The following is a 12,176-nucleotide window of genomic DNA, read 5'->3' as shown; positions in this document are numbered from 1 at the left end:
GTTGGTCCGCTATCAAAGATTGGCAGAAGTTACTGGACTATCTAAACCAAAAACTAAGTAAAATTCGCCCACAGGGTTACAGCCCGGAGCACTTTCGAAACGCGATTAGTGCCTCTTAGTTCGGCCGAAGCTCGGGCTTAAAGAAACCATTGGCAAAACGCCTCTTTTCCGAGTTTGGCGACTTATACAGTGTGATTGCGGCGTCGAGGGTATTAAAAAAGGAGGAAGATTTGCGGTTTCAGAAGCCTGACACAATTGCTGCCGAGCACGGTCTCCACGAAGGTATTCCGTTTACCAATCCTTAGTAGCCGGCGTGGTGGTTGTACGCTCCAAGCAGATTTTCTGCGCGCGAATTTCTTATTGTATCTTCAAGTCCCGTGCTTCATCCGCCAGAGACACGTATTCGCGCACCGCAATGATATCTTCTGGCGAGGTTAAGTGCCCAGCCTTTAGGAGGTCGGCAAGCAGCTTGGCTTGGCTCCATTCTTCGCGGCCTCCGAATTGACGAGCAACAACCGGGGCAATCGATGGTTCATTCTGCAACACCGTCGCAACAGCGCCTCGAACAACATTTTGCGTTTCTTCATCCCCGGAAAGACTGTGAATCGCGAATGCCTCAACAATCAGTTCCCGGTTTTCAAGCGGAAGTGTCACATCTGCCAAGTAACGCATCGACAACTCAGTAGCGGCGCTTGGCCCACCATGCTCGACAAAAGCGGTAGCGAAGGCACCGAAGGCAGGACCAGGCCTTGCTGAATAGACCTTAAGCCCCGCTTGCAACGGCCGTTGGACGTCACTGTCTTTAGAAAGACCAAGCAGAAGAACCTGTATCGGTAAGAGTGTCGGATCAGAGACGGCATACAATCCAGAGGTGATTGCTTCCGCTGGGATGCTCAATCCTAGATTTTTCAACGTCCCATATTCCACGCGGTCAAGTTCACGGAGCGCCAACTGGTGAATGCGAATGTCGGTGTGGCCCAACAAGGCGCCAAAAAAAACTAACCGGTCATTCTCATCCCCTCCACGCCAGTCCTCAATTCGAGCGATGATTTGATCAAAGACTGTGATCAATTCTCCGTCGACAAGTGCAATTCTTGTCCAAGCACCGTACTTCTCTCGACCGAAAATTGCGTAAGCGTTCGGATTTTTTCCAAGCCTCTGAATTGCGGTTGCGTCCACGCGCTGAGGGATATCAATATCTTCGGGCGTTGCGCCAATTGCTGCAATCGGATCATACCGCAACGGATCATTTGGATCTTCGATAACAGGAACTGCCAGTGCAATTTCCTGACTGCGTAGTAACTTGTCCACCACCGTGTCTTGCGGGATGTAATTATGAAATGCACAGGCGTACACAGTCGTAGCGGCCATGACGACGGACAATACTGCGCTTGATAGGGCCGCAATAAACAGACGTTTTATCATCTTGACCTCCCAAGAATGATTTTGTTTGTCATGAGGCGATCCAATCACGCCGCGTTGGTCTCTTTGCCTTCCAGCCAGGTTCCACTTACTTTGATGTTTTCTATTTGCATTGGGTCAACAGAAGTCGGGTCGTCTTCAAGAACCGTGAGATCAGCGTATTTCCCAACTTCCAAACTCCCCGCAATGTCATCCATATGCAGTTGCCAGGCCGCATGCGTCGTAACACCTTTAAGTGCTTCTTCTACTGGAATACGCTGGTCGGGCGCGAAGACTTCCCCACCGTCTGCCATGACTCTGGTCACCATGTCTTGGACGCAACGCAGAGGACCTAACGGCGATACCGAGTAATCGCTGTGCATTGAGAACGGGATGCCTTTTTCAACGGCTGTGGCGGCGGCATCGTAGTACTCGACCCTTTCTGGACCAAGTAGATTATCTCGGAACGCCTTGCCCCACCATCGAATATGGCCGGACAGGTAAGTTGGCGAAACACCAAGTTCCTTCATCTTGTCGTACTGCTCAGGATGGCCGACGCTGCAATGCTCAATCCGGTGCCGATGATCGTCGCGCGGGTTCTCCGCCAATACCTGTTCGTACACGCGTAGCACGAGATCTATAGCCGCATCCCCGTTGCCATGAACGGCAAGAGAAAAACCATCCCCATGTGCCCGTTTGACCACCTCGTATAGTTGATCTTCCGTGTAGTTGAGTGCTCCACGGCTATCCGTGCCAAGATAGGGCTCGCGCAAGTAAGAGCTGTAGGCCTGCGTTGCGCCATCTGACCACGCCTTCATCTTGGCAACGCGCATCTTGTCGTCGCCGTAGCCCATTCCGATTCCGTTTTCGGCCCAGTCGTCCATCAGGGTTGAAACTAGAAAGGCGCGCGTCCGCACCGGCGCGCGACCCTTGATGCGCTCAAATAATCTGAGGTCTTCGATCCCTTTGTTTTGACCGACGCTTGGATCACCAAAGGTGGTAATTCCGACCTTGGCACCCGAGTTGAAAAAACGGAGTGTTCGCGCCTCCATATCCTCATCGGTCAGTTGTTGGGCAGCGTTCAGAAACGGGCCAAAAGTCGGGAGTTCTTCCAAGCGACCAGTGAGTTCCCCTTTGTCGTTTTTAACGTACCGAGCTGCGACTGGGTCCGGAGTGTTCTCGTCGATTCCAACGATTTTGAAGGCAAGTGAATTAGCATAAGCTGCATGACCACTTCCTTCCAGCAACAAGAACGGGTTGTTGGGGGCGATGCGGTCCATATCTTCAAGAGTGAACTGTCTTCCGCCGGGGGTCACGACGCCGTCATAATCAGCGGCCAGAAGCCAGTCGCCTTCTTTCAACTTGGCGGCACCTTCGTTCAGTTTTTGCATTACCTCGTCGAAACTGGCTACTTCGGTCGGACTAATAATAATGAAGTCGTCCTTGACCACCGAATATGAATGCGCGTGGCTGTCGATCATGCCAGGCATTAGCGTTCTGCCGTCAAGATCAATGATGCGTGTCGTGCTGGAAGTCAGCGAGTCGATTTCATCTTGGCTACCAACAGCGATGATCCGCCCATCACGGACTGCCAGCGCTTCTGCCTTCGGGTTGGAGGTGTCCATCGTAAGGATACTGCCGCCACTGAAAATCGCGTCTGCTGCATCAGATTGGGCAATAGCTGTTCGATAGGGAAGCAAAAGAGCCCCCACAGCAGCAAGCGACCCGGTTTTCAATACATCACGCCTGTCCGGCCGGAAAGCGGATTTGTAAGGAAGCAATGGGGCTTTCATACTACTTCTCCTTATATTTCAATAATATTTCGATGTTCTTGGTGCGCAATCGACCCAATGTGTTTGGAGTTTGAAGTAACGAAGACACCTCTAATCCGCGAGATCGCGGCATTTTTTCACTTAACGGATTGCAAAAAATCTGGCTCCGAAATCCTTTGTTCGGCAGCCCCAATCCGCTTCGCTTTCGACAATATTTCGGGAACAGCTTATTTGGTTAGGCGAAATTCTCGCGATGAAATAGTATTCAATTTATCCGGTGTACTAATTTTTTAAGACCGCGCACTAAGTTTGGACCTATGGGTTTCACGCATCTTGGAGAGTTCTTATGCAGTTGCGACCGATAAAGAGTTTTGCACAACACTTCACGAATGCGCCGGTTCGAGAAACAGAACTTGTACAGCTGGGTCCTGGCGACATCAATTTAAAGGACTGTTGGATCTATGGAGAAAACAGTTTTGTAAATACCGCGTCCAGTGAAGCCCGGTCTTCTTGGACAGTGCTCGGAAGGCAGGATTTGATGGCACTAATGTTGCCACTTTCTTGGGACGGGGATTACCGCGTAAATGGTTGGTACTCCGATCCAGGTGATGTCTATCTGCTCGACGGGGAGTACGAATACTGCAATGTGGGTCAGGATCGGAAAGTGCTGTTCATTGCTTTCGAGCGCCGCCGAATGACGAGAGAAGTCGCTTCCTTAAGCAGGCGCACCTACGATGAGCTACCCAAAGGGCACAGCAAGTTTCAAATTGGTCTAGCGGCGGCTGAGAATCTATCAAAGATCGCTGGCCGAGCTTTCCAAAATGCTTCACCTCTTGATCAAGGGGGGCGGCGATTTGGAATGAGCCGCGGAGTAGAAAGCGAATTTTTTGCTCAGATCGCGCAATGGATATTGTCGTTGAACCTACTTTCCGATGGTACACATGTTATAGACAAGGCAGCTTTCAAGAATGTTAGGTTGGCGCGGGGCGCGTTCACACGTATCCCTGCGGACCAACTAACGATCTCAACTCTGTGTCGAGTTGCTGGTGTGGGGCGAAGCCAACTTCACGAGAACTTTGTCGAGATTTTTGGTGAATCGCCTTGGCAATACATATTGAAGCGACGTTTGACTTCTGTCCGAGAGCATCTCCTAGACGTTGTATCAACACCAAGGTCGGTCAAGGACACAGCACTCATGCACGGCTTCTTTTCTGGTGGCCACTTCGCGAAAGAATACCAATCAATGTTCGGAGAGCTACCGTCTGAGACGTTAAAAAAGACACTGACCGAAAAATCTCAACTTTGATTAGATTGACCTCGGTTTTGTTTGTCTATTCGCATTAGGCAGTGAAAATCTGCGAGGCGACTATTCAAGCCGGCGATGGCAATTCTTTTGAAACCATTTTTGATTGGCCTGTAGGTCTGCCGGGACGTTTGGATTGTCCGCAACTCGGAATCTGCATAGCTTGTTTTGATACCCGCTTCGAGCTGCTGGCATCAGCTGACGACAAAGGCAGAGAGCTTCAGGGACTTGCCCCAAGCGACCCTCGTATTCAGGCAGTTGGAGTAGAGGGCCGCATCATCTATCGTCGAACGCATGTCGAACAAGGGGCAACATTTTCAACGAAGGTTGGCGGCAATACTGGCCGCGGATGTCGTTGGGTATTCGGCGCTTATGCACAAAGATGAACAAGCCACAATTCTCATGCTTGATCACCTGGAAAGCGACATCGTCACCCCAACGATAGCAGGCCAATCAGGTCGTGTCGTGAAGAGTTTGGGCGATGGCTGGCTGGTGCAATTTGACAGCGCGGCGCAAGCTGTAACCGCAGCAATGCAGCTACAAGAGCAGTTGGTTGAACACTCGTTAATGAACATGCGGATCGGTGTTCATGTGGGCGATGTCACAGAAAAAGGTGACGACATTCTGGGCGACGGCGTGAATATTGCCGCTCGGCTTGAGAGCATTGCGCCAACCGGTGGCATCGCGATTTCTGAACCCGTACACTTGAACCTTGAACACACTCTGGCAGACGCATTCAAAGCTGTAGGGAAGAAGAAGCTCAAGAACATCCAGCGCAGCCTGGATGTGTGGATTCACGATGGACCGCAACTTGGCGCATCGCAAAGGTCGCATTCTTTCACAGAGACGAGCTTGCCAAAGCTATCCATCCATCCTGTCAAGTGCAGCGACCAACGCGCTGAGCTAAAGGAAACGGCCGCAGCTCTCACTTCAGATTTCGGTTCTTATTTTCGAACGATCAACTGGTTAAACGCGGCAATAACCTCCACGGAAGCATCAGAGGGATATGCACTTCGCTGCGTGCTGCGTGGACACGGCGACCGATTGCGTCTGGAAGCCCGCTTAAGTGACTCTTCTGGTCCTGAAATCTGGACTCAGAAGTTCGACGGTTCGGTCGAAGCTATCTTTGATTGGCAAGACGAAGTTGTAGAAAAGCTGTTGGATGCCGTTAGTGGGATCTTGATCCAGTCGCTGACCGCAAAGCTCTCCGCTTTGCCTGAAGAAGAACTGACTGCCGAACAGTGCGTTTTGATGGGCATGATCACATGGTCGGAGGCCAGCATCGACAGCTATGAAGAGACGTTGTCGTACCACGCCAGGGCCATCGAAGCCAAACCAACCCTCGCTGCCGCCTATGCCGAAGCTATTTGGACAATGAATGGCGCGAGAACCTATGATCTTCGTCGCGAACTGTCTTCCTACTATGAGAAATTGCCACGCTGGATCGAGGCCGGGCGACACATGGCGGGGCAAAGCCCAACGCTTGATTTGAGTGTTGCAGTGGCTGACTACAATGTTGGCGGGGACGCGGATCGCCTTTCCGTGGCGCTGGAGCAAATCCGACAACGAGCGCCACTAGATGCCCGCCTACATTTGTTTATGGGTTGGGGGTACAACTGGGCCGGGTTTCCTAAAATGGCACTAAGCTGTTTTCAAACAGCGCTTCGATTGGGCCGATATGGGGCCGTTTTCGTGGGTGCTTCCGGAGGTGCCGCGACGTCTTGCGTAATGCTTGGTCGAGACCGTGATGCTATCGACTATGCAGAGGCAGGATTGCGCTTCTCAAAAAACTATGCCGCACTTCACAGCACAAGAGCCGCTGCTCACGCAATGCTTGGGGAAACTGAAAAAGCGTCAGATGCGTTGGCGCAAATGCTGCAAATGGAACCTGATGAAACGATCTCGAAGTGGCGTAGCAACGTGGACTATGGTGGCTCTGAAGGCGCTGAACGCTACTTTGAGGCGCTTCGCCGGGCAGGCTTGCCAGAATAGCGGTTCTGGAACCGAGTTGCGCTGGCAAAACCGGCAGCTTGATCGCGCATCTCGGTAGCTGCAAAGCTCGGATTTGAAGGTCCGCTTTGGGCTGACTGCGGTCCTTTGGGTTAAAAATGCGGAAGGCCGCAAAGTCCGCATCCTGTGAATTCGCAGACGTCGAGATTTTGCATTTGCAGCGAATGGCAGGTTCGACGGGCCGCGCCGCAGCAGGTCGACCAGTTGGTGAATGGCCGGTATGGGCCGAGCGTATAGCCTTAGATTGGAGGTACGGCACGCACGGCGACCAATTGTCTGGCCGCCACCCTTTCGCGATGTATCATATACAGCCCCGCACTGATGATGATCGCAATGCCAAGCAGGCTAAGCGTGTTCGGGAAGTCATTGAAGACGAGATAGCCGAACAAGGTTGCGACCGGCAGCTCAAAATACTGCAGCGGTGCCAGCGTGACCGAAGGCGCAAAAGACAGCGCATAGGTCATCATCATGTGGCTCACCGTCGCGAAAAAGCCGGCGCCCAAAAGCCACAACAACGCGATGTCTGTCGGCCAAACGGGATCAAACAAATCAGAGCCGGAACCTTGCGCAACAATTAGAGCTGGAATGCAAAACAGGCTGGCGATCAGGCCGGTGTGGAATTGCAGGGTCACAGGGTGCACCCGACGCGACAACCCCCTGGTCAAAAGAATGTAGAAAGCGAAGGCAACTGCCGTTCCAAGAGGAATAATAGCAACCGCGCCGAAAGCTGCGAAACTGGGCTGAATGACGAACAACACCCCGACAAACCCCACGAGCGCCGCGCCGACGCGACGCCAGCCGACATCTTCACCAAAATAGAACTTGCCGACCAACAAGACGATGAACGGGGCCACGAACACGATTGCCAGCGCATCGGCAAGGGGCATCACCCGGATCGCGGCAATGAAGCAAAATGTTGCGAACACCAACAGCAATGAGCGAAAAACCAGCACCATCAACTGACCTTTCGCCACACGCAACGACAGTCCCATTATCCAGATGAAAGGCGCCATCAAAGCGCATTGCACCACAAACCGCGCAGCCGTAATCTGCCCAACCGGCACACTGGTCGACGCGAGTTTCGCAGACACATCCAGCAAAGGAGCGGTTAGGCAAAACCCCAGCATCAGCGCAACGCCGACAAGGGTGCGATCCGGAGATTGAGGTATGGGTTCAGCAGAGGTCATCGTTTCATTTAGAGATGTCGCCAAATGCGTGTCTGTTCTCAATACGACAGGCAAAAGTCCCGCAATCCAAGCGTTCGAGTTGAATTGGATATAGCGCTCGCGGCGAATGTCTCCTCCGACGGGCCGCACAGCCGCATCAGGTGGCGTTGGCTGAAAGAAAGACAGAAAGAAAACCTGAGGCGAACCTCTTCATTGAGCATGTCTATCCAAACTCAAAAAAAGCATCGTATTTTTGCTGATCCAGCGCACATGCACTGGATCAGTAAGTGTACTGTAATGTCATCTGTGCGAGGTTGGCCGATCGGCAGTGAGAGATGGTCAACCATGACAGGGACTTTGGCTGAGGGCAGCGACAGTGGGAACGATCTTCATTGACCAGTTGCCTTCGTCTCGAGATTTGTTGCAATGCTACCAAATGCTGCCGGACTTATTGGCAAGCTCCTAATCGTGTTTTGCGGTAATTAGTTTGAACAACTTAGGACTGTTGTGATTTCTCTACTCGTATTTTTGCTTTGCCAGAGCATCTCGGAAATTTCACACATCCCAGAAACTTTCCGTACCGCCCTTTGCGCTCGACCAGCCAACCGTCCTGACATTTAGGGCATGCCTGGTACTCTGAACCGCACGAGCATGTCGCGAAGTGATCTGCAGAATTTCGGACAGGAAAACCAACACCACAGCTTTCACATGCCGGCAAACTGTTTCCGCAAAGCCCTGTGTGCTCACACCTGTAATACATTCCGCCGTCTTGCTTGGGCACGGGGAATAGATGCCCTTGGCAATCTCCACAGGTTTGCGGTTCTGCGAATGCTTCGTGTTCTTTTTCGACGCCATATTCCTCGTCGTCCAACAGTTCCTCAACAAATGCCGATTGACGAGCTGCCGAGCCCATGATGGTGAGTGTTTTCCTCGCGCGTGTCATCGCTACGTACATCACACGCCGTTCTTCAGCGTGCTCAAAAGGTTCAGCCTCTGGCGAAACCATTGTAAGCAACGGGTCATCAACAATTTCTGAGGGAAAACCTGTCCGGCCGCTGTAAACCTACAGAAGAACAACATGATCTGCTTCCAAGCCTTTTGATGAATGAATGGTTTTGAAAGTCAAATCCAAATGCGGGTATTCTGCACGCAACTTCCGAAGGTTTGGCGGCGCGGAGTGCCGATACCGCCCCAGCAATAACACAGATGACTGAGACCCTGATGATTTAGCCATTGTTTGCAAAGAAGACAGTACGGCCAAGAGCTTGGCTTCACTGTCATGGCGGAATGTTGAGACGATCTGAATTGCGGGTTCACTGGTAGTTCCCGCTGGTATGACTGTCTTGGACAGTTGGGTCGGATTCTGCAAAACGAACCGACGTGATGCAAATGCGATTTTGTCAACAGAGCGGAAGGTCCGACCAAGATCTACAGTACGGTGAATACCTACCTCGTCGTCAAAAACTCCACCGAATTCCACTCCAAATTCTCGCATCAGGTGAATATCTGAGCCGGCAAACCGGTAGATCGACTGCCAATCATCTCCGACGGCAAATAGCCGGGCGTCTTCGCGTTGTGCGAGAAGAGCTTTCACCAGTCGAGCGCGGCTGCGCGAAATATCTTGAAACTCATCGACAAGTATGTGCCCGAACGGGCTTTGGAACCGATTGGTCTCGACGTATTTCGCGGCCCGCATAACCATGTCTTCAAAGTCTATGCGGCCATCCAGACTCTTTTCGTATGCTTCGAGGAGGGGTTTGAAGATTCTTAAGAAGGCCGTTCCTCGGAGGCCGAGTTTTGCTTCGGATGCCTTTTTCTCACAATCGTCGATAGAGTAACCGCCGCTTTTGAAGTTGCGAAGAAAGCTTCCGATAAGGCGAATAAAGCCATCAATCTGGTTCATTTCCACGACGCGATCGAAAAGCTCCTCGCTCGGCCGCGGTCGCAGAGAGACATACGGGTCAACTTTTTCAGCCAACGCTTCGAGCAGACGACCCTCTTGCTGTTCATAACTGTAGGTTTCGATCAGGGTAGTTTCGTTTTCCTGATGTACCTTTCGCTTCCAGTCCATGCTTTCGAGGTATTCATCTCGATCTACCCACGGCGCGGTTGTGAGGTTTTCGGTTCCATTTGACCCGTGTTTTTCCCGCACACCAAAATGCTCAAGATAGACCCCGCTTTCTGTGAGGCGAAAATCCGGACAATAGTTTCGTTTTGTTGGATCTGACGTGTCAAACTCGTAGTCGGGCTCGTATTCGTATTCGATACCGTTTTCATATAGCCAGTTGGCGATCAGCAGTTCTTCGTAACTCTTAACTTGATCGCCCTGAAGGGTGCGTAAGTCCTGTTTCTCAAGATAGTTGTAGAAGTCGTGTTTACGTTTGAAGTCCCATTCAGACTTTCCTTCCAGACGCGCAGACGTGAACCATTTGATAATAGCCTTTGAGACCAACGAGGCCTGGCCAACAAGCTCGATAAGGATGCGTTTTATCAAATCGAGGAACGCTGTGTCGTCGGTCGCGTGAGCAGCGAGAGCGGGCTTTCCGCCTTCGACTTGGCCAATTATGTCATAAGCCAATGCATGGAACGTGCGAGCTTCCACAGGCTCTCCGCAGCGTGCTTCGATACGCTCTGACATTTCTGCTGCAGCATCTCGCGCAAAAGCAAGAAGGAGGATTTCGCTTGGTTGGCGTATGCCAGCCTTGATCAAGTAGCCTGCTTTGGCAGTGATGACGCTCGTCTTACCAGATCCTGCTCCCGCGAGCACCAGCGTCGCATCCTCGTCAGCGATAACTGACAAGCGTTGTTCGGGTGTAAGTGGGTTTGTCTCGAAGACATCGAAAAACTTTGACCAGCAATCAAGATGCTTCTTTTCGAATTTCTCGATCGCTTCAGCTCGAATTTTCTTCGGGGACGTCAAAAACTCGCGAATAGCAGAAATGGCTTGGATCGATCTTTCATCGAGTGCCTCTTCTTTCAGTTTCTGGAAAATGTTGCTTTCAAGACTTTTCGCACTCTTCAGAACGGGTTCAAGGCGGCAGGCTGAAGGGTAATGCGACGGATCGGAAAGAGTCCGAACCGCGGTAAGAACTTCGTCTATTTCTTGGGAATTTGTTTGAAGCTGGGACGTGTTGAATTCACGCCACGCGCGTTCGATCTCTTCGGAGAACCGCTCAAGCTGCTCCATATCAGCGCTTCGAATGCGAAGAAAGGTTTTGGCTGCTTCAACGTCGAGACGAAGCTCGGCACCAAAGGTTCTGGGCGCGATAGACGGAGCACGGTTCAAGCACTGCAACCCAATTGACGACATACTGGGATCCGAACTCGAGATATTAGTGCCGTCAAAAGACAGGTAAGAGGTGTTCCCTCGCCATCGGTCAAAAACAAAAAAAAGAAATTTGCTGGATTTCAAATGCATGGCGCCAAATAAATAGGCTTGGACAGCAAGTAACAACTCAAATCGGCCATCACCAGTGCTTTGGCACAGTATGTTGCAGGAGGTGGTAGGTATAAGCTTGGTTGTTCATTCCTTGCTCGATAATAGGTCTTCGAGATTGTCATATGGCGCAATGTCCCTAAACTGTTTTACGAGCTCAGGGTCGTTTGAGCGATCACGCCCGTAGGTTTTCAGAAGATACCGTACATATAGAAGCAGAGCGATTGTCGTTACCGCTGCTGCAATGTTGAATGCGACTTCCCACACTGTCATTCAAGTGCTCCCTCAATTGATAAGTTTCGCTTCCCTGCACTGTTTCCCGTTCGACAAGTGGAGGGGGTACTTTTGGCAAACCACAAATGCCAAGAAGTGGACGAATGGCGGACTTCCACCGGAAATCCCCGGCGAGCAAAAAGCCGCAATCATCCTTTCTGCAAGACGAGCTCGGGCTCTGCGCACGTTGAACGCTCGAAAAACCCCGCGCGCCAAAACTGCCAGAGTGTTACCAAGCTATCCATCGCTATTCCGCCGCCAAAGAGAAAAGCTATTTTGTTGAGATCAGGGACGAACTCACCTGCCAGGTACGCGACAAAGGCCCCGCCATAGTAGATCACGCTGACGAACAGGGATTGATAGAGCATCAGGTCCGTTCTGCCCATCCCATACAAGTAGCTGTCAAGAACATGGTTCAAAGCGAAGACGACATAGAAACCCAGGAAAACCAGCGCGAGATACACTACCTTTCCAGCCTCATCCGACCCCATCGCATTAGCAATGAACCAGCGCCATGCTGGGATCGTAACAAGCCACAGGCCAACTATGATCACGGTAAGCCAGAAATATCCCGCCAAACGCCCATCGATCTTGCCTTGGTGATTTCCAACGTCTTGCCGGATCAATGTCCCGAGGGTGAGGACCGGCAACAGAAGCCAGCCCCAAATGAAGTTGTTGGTCACCCAGAACAGACCCGCTTCGTTGACCTCGTTTACCAGTTTCAGGATCATGAGTGAGAAGGCAAGGTTTCGGACGCTTGCCTCCAGACCAGAACGGATCGCGACGCAAAACCAGTCCCTTTTCCAACCCTCGAC

Annotated in this window: 10 protein-coding genes; 3 read left to right on the top strand and 7 right to left on the bottom strand. The window is 51.6% G+C overall.

The window, feature by feature from the left end; all coding sequences use genetic code 11:
- Positions 1–357: 357 nt before the first annotated feature.
- Positions 358–1,425, bottom strand: a complete 1,068-nt coding sequence (locus AC2FNU_RS20940; RefSeq protein WP_496792086.1) for a hypothetical protein — start codon at positions 1,423–1,425, stop codon at positions 358–360.
- Between the two features lie 44 nt (positions 1,426–1,469).
- Entirely contained in the window at positions 1,470–3,194 is a 1,725-nt protein-coding gene (locus AC2FNU_RS20935; RefSeq protein WP_496792082.1) for an amidohydrolase, read from the bottom strand.
- 325 nt (positions 3,195–3,519) lie between these two features.
- Here AC2FNU_RS20935 and AC2FNU_RS20930 point away from each other — a divergent pair, with 325 nt between their 5' ends.
- Genes AC2FNU_RS20930 through AC2FNU_RS20920 form a run of 3 tightly spaced genes read left to right on the top strand, consistent with a single transcriptional unit; the run spans position 3,520 to position 6,468 of the window.
- Entirely contained in the window at positions 3,520–4,479 is a 960-nt protein-coding gene (locus AC2FNU_RS20930) for a helix-turn-helix domain-containing protein (protein ID WP_496792078.1), read from the top strand.
- 41 nt (positions 4,480–4,520) lie between these two features.
- Positions 4,521–4,862, top strand: coding sequence for a hypothetical protein (locus tag AC2FNU_RS20925; RefSeq protein ID WP_496792099.1), 342 nt, complete (start codon positions 4,521–4,523; stop codon positions 4,860–4,862).
- Positions 4,771–6,468 (top strand): adenylate/guanylate cyclase domain-containing protein, encoded by a 1,698-nt coding sequence (locus AC2FNU_RS20920; RefSeq protein WP_496792073.1) that lies wholly within the window; start codon positions 4,771–4,773, stop codon positions 6,466–6,468. Before AC2FNU_RS20925 ends, AC2FNU_RS20920 begins: the two co-directional genes overlap by 92 nt.
- A gap of 257 nt (positions 6,469–6,725) precedes the next feature.
- On the opposite strand, the gene AC2FNU_RS20915 is transcribed toward AC2FNU_RS20920, so the two are convergent.
- The 5 genes from AC2FNU_RS20915 to AC2FNU_RS20895 form a co-directional block, all read right to left on the bottom strand.
- Positions 6,726–7,673, bottom strand: a complete 948-nt coding sequence (locus AC2FNU_RS20915; RefSeq protein ID WP_496792069.1) for a DMT family transporter — start codon at positions 7,671–7,673, stop codon at positions 6,726–6,728.
- A gap of 475 nt (positions 7,674–8,148) precedes the next feature.
- Complete coding sequence (locus AC2FNU_RS20910) at positions 8,149–8,253, bottom strand: topoisomerase DNA-binding C4 zinc finger domain-containing protein (RefSeq protein ID WP_496792091.1); 105 nt, start codon at positions 8,251–8,253, stop codon at positions 8,149–8,151.
- Entirely contained in the window at positions 8,208–8,507 is a 300-nt protein-coding gene (locus AC2FNU_RS20905) for a hypothetical protein (protein WP_496792095.1), read from the bottom strand. The genes AC2FNU_RS20910 and AC2FNU_RS20905 overlap by 46 nt, the downstream gene beginning before the upstream one ends.
- A gap of 208 nt (positions 8,508–8,715) precedes the next feature.
- On the bottom strand, positions 8,716–10,962 hold the full coding sequence (locus tag AC2FNU_RS20900) for a UvrD-helicase domain-containing protein (protein WP_496792065.1): 2,247 nt from the start codon (positions 10,960–10,962) through the stop codon (positions 8,716–8,718).
- Positions 10,963–11,510: 548 nt separating this feature from the next.
- On the bottom strand, positions 11,511–12,176 hold a 666-nt coding region (locus tag AC2FNU_RS20895), incomplete at its 5' end, for a hypothetical protein (RefSeq protein ID WP_496792060.1).

The organism is Ruegeria sp. BHSB064, assembly GCF_059613205.1.
Note: the sequence above shows the minus strand (reverse complement) of the source record. Positions and strands in the feature narration are given on the sequence as shown.